An 18,109-nucleotide genomic window follows, 5' to 3' on the forward strand; every position below is an offset into this window, starting at 1 on the left:
CGATACCGAACTCCGGGCCCCGGTCGTAGTAGATCTCCGACGACGGGCCGCACGGACCGGGGATGCCCATCGACCAGTAGTTGTCGGCCATGCCGCGCCGCTGGATCCGCTCGACCGGCAGGCCGGCGATCTCCTGCCACAGCGCTACGGCCTCGTCGTCGTCCAAATAGACTGTCGTCCAAAGCTTTTCGGGGTCGAGCCCATAGCCGCCGTCGGCGAGGCTGTTGGTCAGCAGACCCCAGGCCAATTCGATGGCCTCGCGCTTGAAGTAGTCGCCGAACGAGAAGTTGCCGGCCATCTGGAAGAAGGTGTTGTGCCGGGTGGTGATGCCCACCTCGTCGATATCGGGTGTGCGGATGCACTTCTGGATGCTGGTGGCCGTCGCGTATGGCGGCCTGCGCTGACCCAGGAAGAACGGCACGAACTGGACCATGCCGGCGTTGACGAACAGCAGGTTTGGGTCGTCGAGGATCACCGAGGCACTGGGCACCTCGGTGTGGCCCGCCTTCACGAAATGATCAAGGAACCGCTTCCTGATCTCGTGTGTCTGCACTCTCTTTCGCTTCCTTAGCCTTCTTGTACTTCCGGGGTGCGCCCGGGTTCAGCCTGCCTAGCCTTCCACAAAGCTCAAGCGGACCGACCGACGCGGATTGTCCCGGTTGAGGTCGACCAGAACGATGCTCTGCCAGGTACCCAGCGCCGGCTCACCACGGCAGACCGGCACCGTCACCGACGGCGAGACGATCGCCGGCAACACGTGGTCCGCGCCATGGCCGTGCGAGCCGTGCGCGTGCCGGTAGCGGTCATCACGCGGCAACAGCCGCTCGAGCGTGTCGACCAGATCGTCGTCGGACCCGGCGCCGGTCTCGATGATCGCGACGCCGGCCGTCGCGTGCGGGACGAACACGTTGAGCAGACCGTCCCCGTAGGAGAAGCAGAACCTGCGAATCGCGTCGGTGAGATCCACAATGCGGCGACTGGCGGTATCCACATCCAGCACATCGGTTTGCACCCGGTCAAGCCTACGGCGGCAGTTCGATCACCTGCCAACCGGCGATGTGACCATTGCCACAGGTAGTCGGCCGGAGGAAAGTATCTGTTGGGATCGGCGGCGCCCCAATCCAGCCCGCGGCGCCGCCCCGATATAAGAGGGGTCGGCTGTGTACGCACGCTCTACCACCATCTCGGCACAACGGTCGTCCGTCGACATGGGGATCGCGCATGTTCGCGACGTCGTCATGCCCGCCCTGCGCGAGGTCGAGGGCTGTCTGGGGATGTCGTTGTTGGTCGACCGCGAGTCCTGCAGGTGCATCGCGACCAGCTCCTGGGAGAGCGAGGAGGCGATGCGGGCGAGCGCCGAGCGGGTGCGGTCGGTGCGTTACCGCGCGGCCTCGGTCTTCGGGGGCAGCGCGGTGGTCGACGAGTGGGACATCGCGGTGTTGCACCGCGATCACCACTCCGCACCGGGTGCCTGCGTGCGGGCCACCTGGCTCAAGGCGCGGCCCGAGCAGTTCGCCCCGGCCATCGAGTTCTACCGGCTGGCCGTGCTGCCGGCCGTCGAGGAGTTTGACGGCTTCTGCAGCGCCAGCCTGCTGGTCGACCGGGCGTCTGCCCGGGCGGTGGCCTCGGTGACCTACGACAGCCGGGACGCGATGGAACGCAGCGAACTCCCGGCCCGCTCGTTGCGCACGGCCATGCTGCGTGACCTCAGCATCGACCAGGACGACGTCGGCGAATTCGAGCTGGCAATCGCCCACCTTCGGGTGCCCGAACTGATCTGAGCCCGCTCAGGGCAGCGCGTCCCCGGGGAACCCGCGGCAGGGGTGCACCTCGTAGGTGAAGACCCCGGCCGCCACCCCGGGATCGTCGTTCATGATCTCGGTGGTGTCCTCGACGGTCGCTGCGAACACCCCGATGCCGCACACGTCGGACCCATCGGTGACCGGCAGGACCACCGCCAGCACACCGTCGTCGCGCAGCCCGAAGTTCCGGCGACCGTGTTCCCAGACGATCGCGGCCGCCTCTTGGTCCGCGAATTTAGGCCCCCGCGTGAGGATGACGACGCTGTAGGCCTTGGCAGCGGGCAGCAGTTGGCCCATCTCTTCGTCGGTGAACGTCTTCACGGGTGGCCGCCCTTCTCGGCTGGTGCGCCGAACGTAACGCCGTGGCGAAACCCCAGCGAGCCCGCGGGTGGGCTTGCCGTCATCCGCGCCGCCCGCGGATGATCGCCCGCAGCCGATCCAGCCGGCCGGCGATGTGCCGCTCCGCACCGTGCTCGGTGGGCTGATAGTAGTCCACGCCGACCAGCTCGTCCGGCGGATATTGTTGGGCCACAACGCCATCCGGGTCATCGTGCGCGTATTTGTAGCCCTGCGCGTTGCCCAGCGCCGCCGCACCGGAGTAGTGCCCGTCGCGCAGATGGGACGGCACCAGCCCGGCCTTGCCCGCCCTGACGTCGGCCATCGCCGCGCCCAGGGCGGTGGTGACGGCGTTCGACTTCGGCGCGGTGGCCAGGTGGATGGTGGCGTGCGCCAGCGTCAGCTGGGCTTCGGGCATCCCGATCAGCGCCACGGTCTGCGCCGCGGCGACGGCCGTTTGCAACGCGGTCGGATCGGCCATCCCGATGTCTTCACTCGCCAGGATCATCAGCCGACGCGCGACGAACCGGGGATCCTCTCCGGCGACCAGCATCCGCGCCAGGTAGTGCAGCGCGGCGTCGACGTCCGAGCCGCGCACCGATTTGATGAAGGCGCTGATGACGTCGTAGTGCTGGTCGCCGTCGCGGTCGTAGCGCACCGCGGCCTTGTCCAACGACTGCTCGATGGTCTCGACGGTGACCTGCTCGTCCGCTGCCCCTGCCGTTTCGGAAGCCACCTCCAGCGCGGTAAGGGCGCGACGGGCGTCGCCGGCGGCCAATTGCACCAGCAGGTCGACGGCGTCGGGCGTCACCACGACCCGCCCATCCAGGCCGCGGGGATCCTCGATCGCGCGCCGCACCACTGTGCGGATGTCGTCGGGGGTCAGCGGCCGCAACTGCAGGATCAGCGAGCGGGACAGCAGCGGGGCGACCACCGAGAACGACGGATTCTCCGTGGTCGCGGCCACCAACAGCACCACCCGGTTCTCCACCGCGGACAGCAGCGCGTCCTGTTGCGTCTTGGAGAACCGGTGCACCTCGTCGATGAACAGCACCGTCTGCTCGCCGGCGAGGACGCCTTTGCGCGCTATTTCGATAACCGCCCGAACGTCCTTGACACCCGCCGACAACGCCGACAGCGCCTCGAAGCGGCGGCCGGTCGCCTGGGAGATCAGCGCCGCGAGCGTGGTCTTGCCGCTTCCCGGCGGGCCGTAGAGGATTGCCGACGCCACGCCCGACCCCTCGACGAGGCGGCGCAGCGGCGATCCCGGTGCCAGCAAGTGGTCCTGCCCCACCACCTCTTCGAGCGAGGCCGGACGCATCCGCACCGCCAGTGGCGCTCCGGCCGACACAACCGGCCCGAGGGCCGAGTCGCTCGCCTGCGCGGCGCCGGGCAGGTCAAACAGGCCGTCGGACACGGTTTCAGGCATACCACGCAGCCCGGACATGTCGCCCACCCCGGCGACCCAACAATCACCGCGGCACCAATGCGCGCGCTCCCGCGGCGCATTTGCTAAGTTGCGGTTTGCTAAGTTCCGCGCGTGTACTGACCGAGCGAGTGAGGACGGCAATGAGCCAGCCCCCAGACTATCCAGGCACCCCGGGCGAGTCCCACGGTTCCCATGCGAAACCAGAGGGCTACCCACCATCACCCGATTACGGCACGCCGCCCCCGGGCTACGGCACGCCTCCCGGGCCGCCCGGGTACGGAGCGCCGCCCCCGCCGCCGCCTGGTTATGGTCAGCAGCCACAACCGCCGGGTGGGTACGGTCCACCCCCCGGGGGCTCGCCGCCGGAATACGGCACACCGCCCCCGCCGCCCGGCCCGTCGGAACACGGAACATCACCGGCACCATCGGGATACGGAGCACCTCCCCCGCCTGGCTATGGCGCGCCCCCGCCCGGCTATGCGACACCACCCGGTTACGGCCCGGCGACGCCGCCGTTCAGCGTCGGTGACGCGTTCAACTGGGCGTGGAAAAAGTTCACCGGCAACGTCGCAACGCTCGTCGTGCCGGTCGTCGCATACATCTTGCTGATCGGCGCAATCGTAGGCATCGGGTACGGCATCTTGTTCGCGAACACCACCACCACGAACTCCACCGATGACTACGGCTATGCCGTGCACACCACCCACACGGGCGCCTTGGGGATCATCGCTGTGATCGCTGCCTACCTCGTGTGCTTCCTGGTCGGGGCCTACATGCAGGCCGCAATGATTTCCGGCGTCCTCGACATCGCTGACGGAAAGCCGGTGAGCATCGGCACGTTCTTTAGGGCGCGCAACCTGGGTCCGGTGTTGGTCACCTCGCTGCTGCTCATCGTCGCGACCGGTCTCGGGTCGCTGTGCATCATCGGCGGTCTGATCATCGGCTTCCTCACGCACTTCGCCGTCGCATTTGTGGTCGACAGATCGCTGTCGCCCGTCAACGCCGTCAAGGCCAGCTACGAGCTGGTGAAGAACAACTTCGTCCCCGTGCTGCTGTCCCTGCTGGTGCAGTACGCGGTGATCGCCGTCGGCGAAATCGCTTGCTTCGTCGGCCTGTTCGCCGCGGTGCCGGTGGCCTTGCTGATCCAGGTCTACACCTATCGCAAGCTTTCGGGCGGCCAGGTCGTTCCGCTGGAACAGGCCGCATCCCAGCCGGGGCCCCCGGCTGGCCTCCCGCCGGCGCCACCACCGGGCCAACAGCCGGCCTAGCTCGACCGGAATCGATCTCGCGCGCAACGCGCGATCAACGGCGATAGTTCCGACGGCCTGCGCATTTAAAGCGGGCGCTGGCGGGCCGTGGATGCTAAATTCCGGATGCTCGGTTCCGCGCGAATGCCGACCGGAATGAGGACGACGATGAGCCAGCCCCCCGGCCCTCCGGGTTATCCGGGTGAGCAGAACCCTCCCAGTTACGGTTACGGCGCCCCGCCCCAGCCTCCCGGGTACGGCGGCACGCCCGGGTACGGGGGCGCACCAGGGTACGGCGGGCCGCCCGGCTACGAGGGCGCACCAGGGTATGGCGGGCCGCCCGGATACGGCGCGCCTCCCGCCGGCTACCCGCCGCAGCCGGGCGAGCAGTTTAACGTGGGCGACGCGTTCAAATGGGCCTGGAGCAAGTTCGGCGAGAACGCGGTGGCGCTCATCGTCGCGTATGTGATTTACCGCGCGATACTGGGTGGCCTCAATCTCGTGTACCGGCTGCTGGACGGCGTGCTCGAGTCGGCCGGCACCACCACGACCGACTCCGGCCACGTCTCTACCTCACCGGGCTGGGCCATCGTCTCGGCGGTCATCCTGCTCATCGTCTACCTGGTGACTCTCGCAGTGGAGTTCTTCACCTGGACCGCGTTGATCACCGGGTGCCTCGACATCGCCGATGGCAGACCGGTCACCATCGGTTCGTTCTTCAGACCACGCAACTTCGGCCCGGCGATCCTCGCGGGGCTGCTGGTGGGCCTAATCACCACCGTCGGCTTCATCCTGCTCATCATCCCCGGGGTTATCTTCGCTTTCCTCGCCGCGCTGACCTTCTTCTTCGTGGTCGACAGATCGCTGGGGCCCGTGGACGCGATGAAGGCCAGCATCGCGACGGTCAGGGCGAACGTCGGCCAAGTTCTGCTGGCGCTACTGGCGACAATCGGGACGACAATCCTGGGTTTCCTGGCGTGCTGCGTCGGTCTGATCGTCGCGGTGCCCCTGAATACGCTCATCTGGACCTACACCTACCGCAAGCTGTCCGGCGGCCAGGTCGTCCCGCCGCGGCAGCCGAATTATCAAGCGGGGCCGCCGCCGGGCATGCCGCCCGGACCGCCGCCGGGCACGCCGCCCGGGCCGCCGCCGGGCATGCCGCCGGGGCCGCCGGCCTGGGGCTGACGGTCGGCAACATCGACGCCGCGCGCACCCGGCAAGAAGCAGCGCGATTGCGCTGCCCTGCGCCCTCGCCGCCCTTGTGATGTGATACGCGATTATGAGCATCAAAGTTGCGCTGGAGCACCGCACCAGCTACACCTTTGACCGGCCGGTCCGGGTTTTTCCGCACCTCGTGCGGCTGCGCCCGGCACCCCACTCACGCACGCCAATCGAGGCCTATTCGCTGCGGATCGAGCCGGCCGACCACTTCATCAACTGGCAGCAGGACGCGCTGGGCAATTTCCAGGCCCGGCTGGTCTTCCCGGATCCGATGAGCCGCCTCAGCATCACCGTCGGGCTCATCGCCGACCTCAAGGTGATCAATCCGTTCGACTTCTTCATCGAGGACTGGGCCGAGATGTGGGCCTCGAATCAAGGCTCCGGATGGACCTACCCCAAGGAGTTGGCCGAAGACCTCAAGCCGTACCTGCGGCCGGTCGACGAGGAAGGCGAAGGGTCTGGGCCCGGCGAGCTCGTGCGGGCGTGGGTACGCAAATTCACGGTCCCGGACGCCATCCGCACCATCGATTTCCTGGTCGCGCTCAACCACGCGATCAACGCCGACGTCGCCTACAGCCTGCGCATGGAGCCCGGGGTGCAGACGCCGGATCACACGCTGCGCACGGGCGTCGGGTCGTGCCGCGACTCCGCGTGGCTGCTGGTGTCGATTCTGCGCCAGTTGGGACTCGCGGCCCGCTTCGTGTCCGGATACCTGGTCCAGCTGGCCTCCGACATCGAAGCCCTCGACGGGCCGTCCGGCCCCACCGCCGACTTCACCGACCTGCACGCCTGGACCGAGGTGTACATCCCCGGCGCGGGCTGGATCGGGCTGGATCCGACGTCGGGGCTGTTCGCCGGCGAGGGGCACATCCCGCTGGCCGCCACGCCGCATCCCGCAAGCGCGGCGCCCATCAGCGGGGGCACCGAGCCCTGCGAATCGGTGCTGGAGTTCTCCAACACCGTGACCCGCGTCCACGAGGACCCGCGGGTCACGCTGCCCTACACCGACCAGGCCTGGAAAACCATCTGTGCTGTCGCCCAGTCGGTCGACGAGCGCCTGACCGCCGGCGACGTCCGGCTGACCGTTGGCGGCGAGCCCACCTTCGTCTCGGTGGACAACCAGGTCGACGAGGAGTGGACGACGGCGGCCGACGGCCCGCACAAGCGCCGCCTGGCATCGGATCTGGCCGCCCGCCTCAAGTCCGTGTGGGCCCCACAGGGGCTGGTCCAACGCGGACAGGGCAGGTGGTATCCCGGAGAACCGTTGCCGCGCTGGCAGATTGCGCTGTACTGGCGCACCGACGGGCACCCGCTGTGGACCAACGATGCGCTGCTGGCCGACCCGTGGACTCCCGACACAAGCGAGCCGCGCGACCCCGTTGACGACGATGCCGCTTACCAGGTGGTGGCCGCGCTCGCCGAGGGCCTGGGCCTGCCGCTGTCACAGGTGCGACCCGCCTATGAGGACCCGCTGTCCAGGCTGGCCGCCGCGGTGCGGATGCCTGAAGGGGATCCGGTCGCCTCCGGCGACGACCTGGCCGGCGACTCCGACGCGGACCGCTCGGCGCTGTTGGCCCGCCTCGAGGCGGCCGTCGCAACCCCCGCGGCGTTCCTGCTGCCCCTGCACCGGCGCGCTGACGACCTTGGCTGGGCCAGCGCGAACTGGCGGTTGCGCCGCGGGCGCATCGTGTTGCTCGAGGGGGATTCGCCGGCGGGCCTGCGGCTACCGCTGGACTCGATCAGCTGGCGGCCGCCGCGGGCATCGTTCGAAGTGGATCCGGTGACCGTGGTGTATGCCCTGCCGTCGCCGTCGGCCGCCGGGTCGGGTGCGCCGGCGGCGGTCGTGGAGGACCCCGAGCGCGCGCCGACGACCGCACTGCTGGCCGAGGTTCGTGACGGGCTGCTGTACATCTTCCTGCCACCCACGGACGCACTCGAACACTTCGTCGACCTCGTCGCGCGGGTCGAGGCCGCCGCGGCCAAGCTGGGCTGTCCGGTCGTGGTCGAGGGCTACGGCCCACCGCCGGACCCGCGGCTGCAGTCGACGACGATCACCCCCGACCCCGGCGTCATCGAGGTCAACGTCGCGCCCACCGCCAGTTTCGACGAGCAACGACAACAACTGGAAACCCTGTACGAGTGCGCCCGGTTGGCCCGGTTGTCGACGGAGTCGTTCGATGTCGACGGCACGCACGGCGGCACCGGCGGCGGCAACCACATCACCCTCGGCGGCATCACCCCCGCCGACTCGCCGCTGCTGCGCCGTCCCGATCTGCTGGTCTCGCTGCTGACGTACTGGCAGCGACACCCGTCGCTGTCCTATTTGTTCGCCGGGCGGTTCGTGGGCACAACGTCACAGGCCCCACGGGTCGACGAAGGCCGCGCGGAGGCGCTCTACGAGCTCGAGATCGCGTTTGCCGAGATCGCCCGGCTGTCGGCGGGCGGCCCCGGGGAAAACCGGGCCAAACCGTGGGTGACCGACCGTGCGCTGCGCCACCTGCTCACCGACATCACGGGCAACACCCACCGCGCCGAGTTCTGCATCGACAAGCTCTACAACCCCGACGGCCCCCGCGGCCGGCTCGGTCTGCTCGAACTGCGCGGCTTCGAGATGCCGCCACACCTGCGGATGGCGATGGTGCAGTCCCTGCTCGTACGCGCGCTGGTGGCGTGGTTCTGGGATGAGCCGCTGCGTGCCCCCCTGATACGCCACGGCGCCAACCTGCACGGGCGATACCTGTTGCCGCACTTCCTGATTCACGACATCGCCGATGTCGCGGCCGACCTGCGCGCGCAGGGCATCGCGTTCGAGACCAGCTGGCTGGACCCGTTCACCGAATTCCGGTTCCCGCGCATCGGGACCGCCGTGTTCGACGGCGTGGAGATCGAATTGCGCGGGGCGATCGAGCCGTGGAACACCCTCGGCGAGGAGTCCACGGCCACCGGCACCGCCCGCTACGTCGACTCGTCGGTGGAACGCCTGCAGGTCCGCATCATCGGCGCCGACCGGCACCGCTACCTGGTGACCTGCAACGGTTACCCGGTGCCGTTGCTTGCCACCGACAATCCCGACATCCACGTGGGCGGGGTGCGGTTCCGGGCCTGGCAGCCACCCAGCGCGCTGCACCCGAGCATCACGGTCGACGGCCCGCTGCAGTTCGAGCTGATCGACCTCACGGTCGGAACGTCGCGCGGCGGTTGCACGTACCACGTCGCGCACCCCGGCGGACGCTCCTACGACGAGCCGCCCGTCAACGCGGTCGAAGCCGAGTCGCGGCGGGCTCGCCGCTTCGAGGCGACCGGCTTCACCCCCGGCAAGCTCGACCTGTCCGACATCCGGGAGAAGCAGGCCCGGATATCCACCGACATCGGCGCGCCGGGCATCCTTGACCTGCGACGCGTGCGTACCGTACTGCAGTAATGGCACTGGGCACGGATAGCTCGTCGGCGGTCTCTCCCAGCACCGGAGGCCGCTACGACGTCGACCGTCTCCTGACGGGCTACCGCGCCGCACGCGCGCAGGACACATTGTTCGACGTTCGTTCCGACCGCTCGGCGGCCCCCGGAATCGGCTACGACGAATTCGTCGACCAAAACGGCAATGTGCGACCGGCCTGGACCGAGCTCGCCGACACCGTCGCCGAGCGTGGCAGGGCCGGGCTGGACCGACTGCGCTCGGTGGTGCACAGCCTGATCGACAGCGACGGCATCACCTACACCGAGGTCGTCCCCGACATTGACGTCCCCCGCTACGGCGCGACCGCCGCCCACGGACTCGAGCCGGGTCCGTGGATCCTGGACACCCTGCCGCTGGTGGTGTCGGCCGCCGACTGGGACGCACTGGAGGCCGGGCTGGTACAGCGCTCCCGGCTGCTCGACGCCGTGCTCGCCGACTTGTACGGGCCGCGCAAATTGCTGACCGAAGGCCTGCTGCCGCCGGAATTGCTGTTCGCCCACCCGGGTTACGTGCGCGTCGCCAACGGCATCGAAGTGCCAGGACACCACCAGCTCTTCATGCACGCCTGTGACGTCAGCCGACTGGCGGACCACAACTTTCAGGTCAACGCCGACTGGACCCAGGCGCCGTCCGGGGCCGGTTACGCGTTGGCCGACCGGCGCGTTGTGGCGCACGCGATCCCCGACCTCTACGAGCGGATCGCACCGCGGCCGACGACCCCGTTCGCCCAGGCGCTGCGACTGGCGCTGATCGACGCGGCGCCCGACGTCGCCCAGGACCCGGTGGTGGTCGTGCTCAGTCCGGGCATCTACTCCGAGACGGCGTTCGATCAGGCGTATCTGGCCACGCTGCTGGGTTTTCCGCTGGTGGAAAGCGCGGATCTGGTGGTGCGCGACGGCAAGCTGTGGATGCGCTCGCTGGGCACGTTGAAGCGCGTCGACGTCGTGTTGCGCCGCGTCGACGCGCACTACACCGACCCGCTGGATTTGCGCGCCGATTCCAGGCTCGGGGTCGTGGGTTTGGTGGAGGCGCAGCACCGCGGAACGGTGACCATCGTCAACACGCTGGGCAGCGGCATTCTGGAAAGCCCTGGGCTGCTGCGGTTTTTACCCAGGATGGCCGAAAGCCTGCTCGACGAGGCCCCGCTGTTGCGCACGGCGCCGGTGTACTGGGGCGGCTTCGCCAGCGAATGCTCGCACCTGCTGGCCAATCTCTCGTCGCTGCTGATCAAGTCCACCGTCGGTGGGAGAAGCTTTGTCGGGCCGGCACTTTCGTCTGCGCAGCTAAGCGAGCTGGCGGCGCATATCGAGGCCATGCCGTGGCACTGGGTCGGTCAGGAGTTGCCCCAATTCTCCTCTGCGCCCACCGACCACGCCGGCGTGTTGACATCGGCGGCCGTGGGAATGCGGTTGTTCACGGTCGCCCAACGCAGCGGCTACGCCCCGATGATCGGCGGCCTGGGCCACGTGCTGGCATCGGGTTCGGACGCCTATGCGTTGAAAACCGTTGCGGCCAAAGATATCTGGGTGCGTCCCACGGAACGCGCGCGAGCCGAGACGGTGACCCTCCCCCTTTTGGAGCCGATCAAGGAGTTGCCGCCGGCGAAGACCGGTGCGGGCACGTGGGGCGTCAGCTCACCGCGTGTGCTGTCCGATCTGTTCTGGATGGGCCGCTACGGCGAACGCGCGGAGAGTATGTCCCGGTTGCTGATCGTCGCCCGCGACCGCTACCACGTCTACCGCCACCACCAGGACACCGAAGAAAGCGAATGCGTGCCGGTGCTGATGGCCGCGTTGGGCCGGATCACCGGCACCGACACCGGGGCCACCAACGACCAAGCCGAAATCATCGCCGTCACCCCGTCGACGTTGTGGTCCCTGACGGTGGACCCCGGCCGACCGGGGTCCCTGGTGCAGTCGGTGGACGGGCTGACCCTGGCCGCCAGGGCGGTGCGCGACCAGTTGTCCAACGACACCTGGACGGTGCTGGCCAACGTGGAGCGCGCGGTGGTGCAGCGGTCCGACCCGCCGCAGTCGCTCACCGAGGCCGACGCGTTGCTCTCGTCGGCGCAGACACAAACCCTGGCGGGGATGCTGACGCTGTCCGGGGTGGCCAGCGAGTCGATGGTGCACGACGTGGGCTGGACCATGATGGACATCGGCAAGCGCATCGAACGCGGCCTGTGGCTGACCGCGCTGCTGCGGGAGACGTTGACCACGGTCCGCAGCGCTCCTGCCGAGCAGACGATCATCGAATCGACCCTGGTGGCATGCGAATCGTCGGTCATCTATCGACGCCGCACGGTCGGCAAGTTCAGTGTCGCCGCGGTGACCGAGCTGATGCTGTTCGACGCCGACAATCCGCGGTCGCTGGCGTACCAGCTGGAGCGCCTGCGGGCCAACATCAGGGACCTGCCCGGCTCGTCGGGATCGTCGCGCCCGGAACGGATGGTGGACGACATCAACACCCGCCTGCGCCGCTCGGATCCCGCGGAGCTGGACGGGGTCTCCGCCCGGGGCGAGCGCGCGGAGCTGGTCGAGCTACTCGAGGCGGTCCATGCCGCACTGCGCGATTTGGCCGAGGTCATCACCGCGACCCAGTTGGCACTGCCGAGTGGCATGCAACCGCTGTGGGGGCCCGACGAACGCCGGGTGATGCCGTGACCGTCAGCCGGTGATGTCCACCGGCCCTTTCGCATCCGCGGTCACCTCGGTGACCACCGTGTGGACGAACTGCATTTTCTCCAGCACCGCAGCCGGCAGCACAAAGGGGTAGAGGTCGTCGTGGCCCATCGACCTGTTCACCATGTTCAGCGACCACGACACCGGCAGCCACATGTCGATGATGGTGGGAAAAGCACTGGGGCCCAACGGGGTTCGGTCGAATGTGCCCGAAGCCGGCGCGAAGCCCGACCAGGCCGCGGTGTCCAGGGTGTCGCGGATGTGCAAGTAGTGGGCGAACGTCTCGGCCCAGTCCTCGGCGGGGTGCATCGTCGCGTACGACGACACGAAGTCTTCCTGCCAGCCCTCGGGTGCGCCTTCTTTGTAGTGCCGATCCAGCGCGGCCTGATAGTCGGCGTCGGGGTCGCCGAATAGTTCGTTGAACCGCGTCACGTACTCCTGCGACGGGGTGATCAGCCGGTAGAAGTAGTAGTGCCCGATCTCGTGGCGGAAGTGCCCGAGCAGGGTGCGGTAGGGCTCCTCCATCTCCACCCGCAGCTGCTCGCGGTGCACGTCGTCGCCTTCGGCCAGATCCAGTGTGATTACCCCGTTTTCGTGGCCGGTGAATACCTTCTCCTGCGCGCTGGACAGCAGTCGGAAGGCCAACCCGTAGTCGGGATCCTGGTCACGCCCGATGATGGGCAGCTTCAGCTCGTAGAGCTCGGCGATCAGGCGCCGTTTGGCCGCCTCGGCCCGGGCGAACTCCGCCAATCCGGCCGTGTCGTTGTCGTTGGGCCGTTCAATGGTCAGCTCGCACGACGTGCACAGTCCGCCGGGGTTGTCCTTGGCAACCAGCCAGTTGCACTCGGCGAGATACAGATTGGCGCACAACTGGTATTCGGCGGCGTCCACGGCGCCGGCGTGATCGCCCTCGTCTTCGTCCTTGGCAATCACCAACAGAGCCATCTCACCGAGCGAAAAGCCCAGCGCGCTCCCGCAGGACAGGCACGCCGAGTTCTCAAACGTCAGACGCTGCCCACAGTTGGGGCAGTGGAAGTCACGCATGCAGCACCCCGTCTTCTTCGGAGTCCTCATAGGGCGCCACGTCAACGGCGACGTCGATCACGCTGTTCTTCGAGTTGGTGTAGATGATGCCGCGCAGCGGCGGCACGTCGGCGTAGTCGCGACCCCGCCCGACGATGATGTACCGCTCGTCGATCAGCTGGTCGTTGGTGGGATCCAGCCCCAGCCACTCGAACCGCCCGGGTTCCTGCGGCGTCCACACCGCGGCCCAGGCATGGGTTGCGTCGATCCCGATCATTCGATCCTTTCCGGGGGGCGGGTCGGTGGCCAGATATCCGGATACGTAGCTGGCCGCCAGACCGTTGGCGCGCAGGCAGGCGATCGCTAGCCTCGCAAAGTCCTGACATACCCCTTCCCGGGCGGCCAGAACCTCTTTAACGCCAGTGGAAATCGTGGTCGACCCCGACCGGTAGGTGAAGTCGGTGAAGATCCGCGACGTCAGGTTACGCAGCACCTCGACCAGTGGGCGTCCGGGCATGAAACTGGGGGCCGCGTAGTCGCGCACTTCGTCGGTGATCTCCGGCGGGTCCAGGTCCAAGGTGAACTCGGTCGCGAGCGCCCCCGTGCGTCCGGCCGGCCTGGCGGCCTCCCATGGCTGCGCCGCGGGACCGCTGGTGTACAGCCCGGGCTGCGGCGGATCGACGTCGACGATCGACTCGCCGGTGATGGTCAGCGCGCGGTGCGGCACGGTGACGTGGAAATAGGAGCTGATGTTGCCGTAGGCGTCCACGCTGGTCGAGCTGTCGGTGGGGGTCGGTTCGATGCTCAGCCGGTGCGCGATGCATCGCTGCCGCAGCGAGTCGCGCGGCGTGAGGAAGCCGCGGCCGTAGGAACTCGTCACGATGTCGGAGTAGCGGTACTCGGTGCGGTGCGTGACCCGGTAGCGCCGGGTGGCCACGGGACCGGACGCCATGACGCACCTCCTGACCAGAAATCGACCGCGCGAATGCGGCACCAACCGCACGATAGCCGGAGCACAATCATTTCGTGGCCGCGTGGAACGACGTCGCCCGCATCCTCGGTGGGTTGCCACTCACCGCAGAGCAGTCACCGCACGACTGGCGCGTCGGCAAGAAGCTGTTGGCGTGGGAGCGGCCGCTGCGCAAATCCGACCGCGAAGCGCTCTCCGCGCAGGGGCTGCAGCCACCCGATGGCGACATCCTCGGTGTCCGGGTGTCCGACGAGGGTGTCAAGTTCGCGCTGATCGCCGACGAGCCGGACGTGTATTTCACCACCCCGCATTTCGACGGCTACCCGGCGGTGCTGGTCAGGCTCGCCGAGATCGACGTTCGCGACCTCGAGGACCTGGTCACCGAGGCGTGGCTGACGCGGGCGCCGCGAAAGCTGGTCCAGGAATTCCTGGCGGGGTCATCCTGATCACGTTTGCCGCAAATCGATCACGCGCTGCAGATCGTCAACGCAACTCTGCGCGACACCTGCCAGCATCACCTCGTTTGGCTCGCGGGACTCGGCTTGCAGCGCGAACGCGTGGTGGCGCGCCGCGGCCAGCTGCGCGGCCGCCGCGGCGGGGTCCGCGTCGGTGAGGCGCGTGGCCGTCGCGAGATCGGCGAGCAACGCGGGCACGTGTGGGGGAAGCCAGTCCGGTTCGTGCAGGTCGGGTGCGACGGCGCGGGCCAGTTGCAGCACGCTGCCGGCGAGCAAGGCCACGTGCAGCGCCTGATGGTCGGCGCCGTGCACCGATCGGCGCAGTCCCCAGCGCCGCGGTGCCACCAGCACCACCTGACGGGCCGTTGTTCGAGCCTGGATGAGGGCGCCGAGCTGATCATGCACCGGGTCGACGGCCGATAGCGGCCAGTCACGCGGCGCCGCTTTGCGGCCGGCCGCGAAATCCGCGGTGCGGCACAGGACGCCGTACAGGGCGTGCAGCACTCCGGCGCGGGCGTTGCCCAGTACCGTGAGCGGGTTGGCCGGGAACAGCACGACGGCCACGAACATCGCCAGCCCGCCGCCGATGAGGGCATCGGCCAGCCGTTCAAAGCTGACGCCGTTGCGAAACAGGGCCAGCACCAGCACCGCCGAGACCGTGGTCTGGTTGACGAACATCAGACCTTGCCCGATGTAGCCCCGCCCGAGAAACACCGCCGCACACAACGCGAACAACGCCGCAACCGCGATCGGGACAGCCCCGGTACCCATGATGTGTTGCACGGCGGCCCCGATCGCGATCCCCAGAGCCACCCCGATGATCATCTGGATGGCGCGCTGCGCGCGTAGCACGTTGCTTGCCGACAGGCACACGGCGGCCGCGACCGGGGCGAAGAACGGCTGGGGGTGATCCAGCGCATCGTGCGCGACGTACCAGGCCAGGCCCGCGGTAGCCGACGTCTGCACAATCGGGAACCAGACCCCGCGCACCCGTTGCAAGCCCTCGAGGGTGTTGTCGGTCGCGTGGGTCAGCAGCGTCGGCAGCGAAGTACTCACCACGCTTGCTTACCGTACGACCGCGGACCGCGCCCAACGGCAACTGCCCACCAAGGTTTAGGACGACCCGGGCTGGCCGTTCGCGCCAGGAACACCGCCGTACCGCCCTCCGCGGGCTGGCCGGCGGGTCTAAGCGCGCTCGAGTTCGAACAGCGGAATGACCCGGCTGGTCTTGGCCTGGTATTCGGCGAAGCCCGGCGCCGCCGCCGTGACTTTGTCGAACAGCTCGTCGCGCTCCTCGGCTGGCAACTCGCGTGCGGTCACGTCGTAGGCGTCGGTGCCGACCTCGATATGCGCCTGCGGGTGCGCCCGCAGATTGTGCACCCAGGCGGGGTTGACGGGAGCGCCAGCAAAGGACCCGATGATGATCAGCTTGCCGTCAACGCGGAAGTACGCCAGCGGCGAGACACGCTCCTTGCCGGATTTGGCACCCGTCGTGGTGAGCAGCAACAGGTTGGCGTTGGCGAATTGCCCGGTAACGTTGCCGTCGTTGGCCCGGAACTCCTCGACGATATCCTTGTTGAACGCGTTGATCGTTGCGGTGTCAGGAATTTCTGTCATGCCTCGTGAACCTGTTTGGGCTTGGCGTCTATTCCGGAGTCCTTGCGCTGCTGGGCGGTGATCGGTGCGGGCGCGTCGGTCAACGGGTCGACGCCGCCGCCGGTCTTGGGAAACGCGATCACCTCGCGGATCGACTCCACGCCGGACAGCAGCGCGTTGATCCGGTCCCAGCCGAACGCGATCCCACCGTGCGGCGGCGCACCAAACGTGAACGCCTCCAACAGGAATCCGAACTTCTCCGCGGCCTCGGCCTGATCCAGCCCCATCACCGTGAACACTCGTTCCTGGATGTCGCGGCGGTGGATACGGATCGAGCCGCCACCGATTTCGTTGCCGTTGCAGACGATGTCGTATGCGTCGGCCAGCACGCTGCCGGGATCGGTGTCCAGGATCTCTCCGAATTCTGGCTTGGGCGAAGTGAAGGCGTGGTGCACCGCGGTCCACGCGCCCGAGCCGACCGCCACGTCACCGGCTTCCACGGCGTCCGCGGCGGGCTCGAACAGCGGCGGGTCCACGATCCAGACGAACGCCCACTCCGTCGGGTCGATCAGGCCGAGCCGGTGGGCGATCTCACCACGCGCCGCGCCCAGCAGCGCGCGAGACGCCTTGGCCGGGCCCGCCGAAAAGAAGATGCAGTCTCCCGGCTTGGCGCCCACGTGTGCGGCCAGCCCGGCGCGTTCGGCGTCGGAGAGGTTCTTGGCCACCGGCCCGCCCAGCTCGCCCCCGGATGACTCGTCGCCGACCAGCACGTAGGCCAGCCCGCGGTGGCCGCGCTGTTTGGCCCACTCCTGCCAGCCGTCCAGCGTGCGGCGCGGCTGCGAGGCGCCGCCGGGCATCACCACCGCACCCACGTACGGGGCCTGGAAGACACGAAATGTGGTGTCTTTGAAGAACTCTGCGCACTCGACGAGTTCTAGCCCGAAGCGTAGGTCGGGCTTATCGGAGCCGAAGCGGCGCATCGCGTCGGCGTAAGTCATCCGCGGAATGGGGTTGGGTATCTGGTAGCCGATCAGGGCCCACAGCGCGGTCAGGATCTCTTCGGAGATGGCGATGATGTCCTCGGCGCCGACGAAGCTCATTTCCAAGTCGAGCTGGGTGAATTCGGGTTGCCGGTCGGCACGGAAGTCTTCGTCGCGGTAGCAGCGGGCAATCTGGTAGTAGCGCTCCATCCCGGCCACCATCAGCAGCTGCTTGAACAGCTGCGGGCTCTGGGGCAGGGCATAGAACGAGCCGGGCTTCAGCCGCGCGGGCACCAGGAAGTCGCGCGCCCCTTCCGGCGTCGAACGGGTGATCGTCGGCGTCTCGATCTCCACGAAGTCGTGCCGGGCCAGCACTGCGCGGGCAGCCGCATTCACCTTGGAGCGCAACCGAATTGCCGCGGCCGGGCCCTCGCGGCGCAAATCCAGGTAGCGATACCTCAGCCGCAGCTCCTCGCCGGCCGGCTCGTCGAGCTGGAACGGCAGCGGCGCGCTCTCCCCCAGCACCGTCAGCGATGTGGCGTTGACTTCGATGTCGCCGGTAGCGATCTCGGGGTTGGCGTTGCCTTCCGGACGGATCTCGACGATCCCGGTTACCGCGATGCAAAACTCGGAGCGCAGCCGGTGTGCCTGTGCCAGGACGTCCGATTCGCGGAACACCACCTGCGCGATACCGGACGCGTCGCGCAGGTCGATGAAGATGACGCCGCCGTGATCGCGGCGACGAGCCACCCAACCGGCCAACGTCACCTGCTGCCCGGCGTCGCTACTCCTGAGCGCTCCGGCGGCGTGGCTGCGCAGCACAAATACTCCCTTCACCCGAGGTTTGGCCCGCTCTGAAAACGAGTGCCCAGTCTAGATGGCGACAGGACGCACGCGGCTGCCGCCGGTAAG

The 18,109-nt window shown here is 68.2% G+C and carries 15 protein-coding genes; 6 read left to right on the forward strand and 9 right to left on the reverse strand.

The window, feature by feature from the left end; genetic code table 11:
* Both JO236_RS08595 and JO236_RS08600 read right to left on the reverse strand, forming a co-directional pair.
* Positions 1-553, reverse strand: a 553-nt coding sequence (locus JO236_RS08595) for an alanine--tRNA ligase-related protein (RefSeq protein WP_293327362.1), incomplete at its 3' end; no start/stop codon positions are given.
* A 57-nt stretch (positions 554-610) separates the two neighbouring features.
* Positions 611-1,000 carry a secondary thiamine-phosphate synthase enzyme YjbQ gene (locus tag JO236_RS08600; RefSeq protein ID WP_293327492.1) on the reverse strand — a complete coding sequence of 130 codons (390 nt, stop codon included), beginning with the start codon at positions 998-1,000 and terminating at the stop codon, positions 611-613.
* A 160-nt stretch (positions 1,001-1,160) separates the two neighbouring features.
* On the opposite strand from JO236_RS08600, the gene JO236_RS08605 reads away from it, so the two are divergent.
* A complete protein-coding gene (locus tag JO236_RS08605; protein ID WP_293327365.1) occupies positions 1,161-1,781 on the forward strand; it encodes an antibiotic biosynthesis monooxygenase in 621 nt (206 codons plus the stop codon).
* Positions 1,782-1,787: 6 nt separating this feature from the next.
* Here the strand turns inward: JO236_RS08605 and JO236_RS08610 are convergent, their stop codons facing one another.
* Both JO236_RS08610 and JO236_RS08615 read right to left on the reverse strand, forming a co-directional pair.
* On the reverse strand, positions 1,788-2,123 hold the full coding sequence (locus JO236_RS08610) for a hypothetical protein (protein WP_293327368.1): 336 nt from the start codon (positions 2,121-2,123) through the stop codon (positions 1,788-1,790).
* A 79-nt stretch (positions 2,124-2,202) separates the two neighbouring features.
* Complete coding sequence (locus tag JO236_RS08615) at positions 2,203-3,567, reverse strand: replication-associated recombination protein A (RefSeq protein ID WP_293327371.1); 1,365 nt, start codon at positions 3,565-3,567, stop codon at positions 2,203-2,205.
* A 140-nt stretch (positions 3,568-3,707) separates the two neighbouring features.
* Here JO236_RS08615 and JO236_RS08620 point away from each other — a divergent pair, with 140 nt between their 5' ends.
* The 4 genes from JO236_RS08620 to JO236_RS08635 all read left to right on the forward strand — a co-directional run bounded on the left by JO236_RS08620 (position 3,708) and on the right by JO236_RS08635 (position 12,155).
* Positions 3,708-4,835 (forward strand): hypothetical protein, encoded by a 1,128-nt coding sequence (locus tag JO236_RS08620; protein WP_293327374.1) that lies wholly within the window; start codon positions 3,708-3,710, stop codon positions 4,833-4,835.
* Between the two features lie 147 nt (positions 4,836-4,982).
* Positions 4,983-5,999 carry a hypothetical protein gene (locus JO236_RS08625; protein ID WP_293327377.1) on the forward strand — a complete coding sequence of 339 codons (1,017 nt, stop codon included), beginning with the start codon at positions 4,983-4,985 and terminating at the stop codon, positions 5,997-5,999.
* Positions 6,000-6,093: 94 nt separating this feature from the next.
* Positions 6,094-9,456, forward strand: a complete 3,363-nt coding sequence (locus JO236_RS08630) for a DUF2126 domain-containing protein (RefSeq protein WP_293327380.1) — start codon at positions 6,094-6,096, stop codon at positions 9,454-9,456.
* On the forward strand, positions 9,456-12,155 hold the full coding sequence (locus JO236_RS08635; RefSeq protein WP_293327383.1) for a circularly permuted type 2 ATP-grasp protein: 2,700 nt from the start codon (positions 9,456-9,458) through the stop codon (positions 12,153-12,155). The genes JO236_RS08630 and JO236_RS08635 overlap by 1 nt, the downstream gene beginning before the upstream one ends.
* Before the next feature lie 3 nt (positions 12,156-12,158).
* Here JO236_RS08635 and JO236_RS08640 read toward each other — a convergent pair whose 3' ends face one another.
* Positions 12,159-13,217, reverse strand: a complete 1,059-nt coding sequence (locus tag JO236_RS08640) for a zinc-binding metallopeptidase family protein (RefSeq protein WP_293327495.1) — start codon at positions 13,215-13,217, stop codon at positions 12,159-12,161.
* On the reverse strand, positions 13,210-14,148 hold the full coding sequence (locus tag JO236_RS08645) for a transglutaminase family protein (protein WP_293327386.1): 939 nt from the start codon (positions 14,146-14,148) through the stop codon (positions 13,210-13,212). Before JO236_RS08645 ends, JO236_RS08640 begins: the two co-directional genes overlap by 8 nt.
* 74 nt (positions 14,149-14,222) lie before the next feature.
* Here JO236_RS08645 and JO236_RS08650 point away from each other — a divergent pair, with 74 nt between their 5' ends.
* Positions 14,223-14,612, forward strand: coding sequence for an MmcQ/YjbR family DNA-binding protein (locus JO236_RS08650; RefSeq protein WP_293327389.1), 390 nt, complete (start codon positions 14,223-14,225; stop codon positions 14,610-14,612).
* Here JO236_RS08650 and JO236_RS08655 read toward each other — a convergent pair whose 3' ends face one another.
* The 3 genes from JO236_RS08655 to aspS all read right to left on the reverse strand — a co-directional run bounded on the left by JO236_RS08655 (position 14,613) and on the right by aspS (position 18,034).
* Positions 14,613-15,677, reverse strand: coding sequence for an FUSC family protein (locus JO236_RS08655; protein WP_293327498.1), 1,065 nt, complete (start codon positions 15,675-15,677; stop codon positions 14,613-14,615).
* A gap of 129 nt (positions 15,678-15,806) precedes the next feature.
* Complete coding sequence (locus tag JO236_RS08660) at positions 15,807-16,238, reverse strand: nitroreductase family deazaflavin-dependent oxidoreductase (RefSeq protein ID WP_293327392.1); 432 nt, start codon at positions 16,236-16,238, stop codon at positions 15,807-15,809.
* A complete protein-coding gene (gene aspS / locus JO236_RS08665; RefSeq protein WP_293327395.1) occupies positions 16,235-18,034 on the reverse strand; it encodes an aspartate--tRNA ligase in 1,800 nt (599 codons plus the stop codon). Before aspS ends, JO236_RS08660 begins: the two co-directional genes overlap by 4 nt.
* Positions 18,035-18,109 lie beyond the last annotated feature (75 nt).

The sequence above is a fragment of the Mycobacterium sp. genome, assembly GCF_019247635.1.
In the GTDB taxonomy this organism is placed as follows: domain Bacteria; phylum Actinomycetota; class Actinomycetes; order Mycobacteriales; family Mycobacteriaceae; genus Mycobacterium.

Excerpts from the sequence above, each read along its gene's own strand:
- JO236_RS08625 (WP_293327377.1), top strand. The coding sequence starts at position 4,983 with ATGAGCCAGCCCCCCGGCCCTCCGGGTTATCCGGGTGAGCAGAACCCT.
- JO236_RS08630 (WP_293327380.1), top strand. The coding sequence starts at position 6,094 with ATGAGCATCAAAGTTGCGCTGGAGCACCGCACCAGCTACACCTTTGAC.
- JO236_RS08635 (WP_293327383.1), top strand. The coding sequence starts at position 9,456 with ATGGCACTGGGCACGGATAGCTCGTCGGCGGTCTCTCCCAGCACCGGA.
- JO236_RS08615 (WP_293327371.1), bottom strand. The coding sequence starts at position 3,567 with ATGCCTGAAACCGTGTCCGACGGCCTGTTTGACCTGCCCGGCGCCGCG.
- JO236_RS08620 (WP_293327374.1), top strand. The coding sequence starts at position 3,708 with ATGAGCCAGCCCCCAGACTATCCAGGCACCCCGGGCGAGTCCCACGGT.
- JO236_RS08645 (WP_293327386.1), bottom strand. The coding sequence starts at position 14,148 with ATGGCGTCCGGTCCCGTGGCCACCCGGCGCTACCGGGTCACGCACCGC.
- JO236_RS08660 (WP_293327392.1), bottom strand. The coding sequence starts at position 16,238 with ATGACAGAAATTCCTGACACCGCAACGATCAACGCGTTCAACAAGGAT.
- JO236_RS08640 (WP_293327495.1), bottom strand. The coding sequence starts at position 13,217 with ATGCGTGACTTCCACTGCCCCAACTGTGGGCAGCGTCTGACGTTTGAG.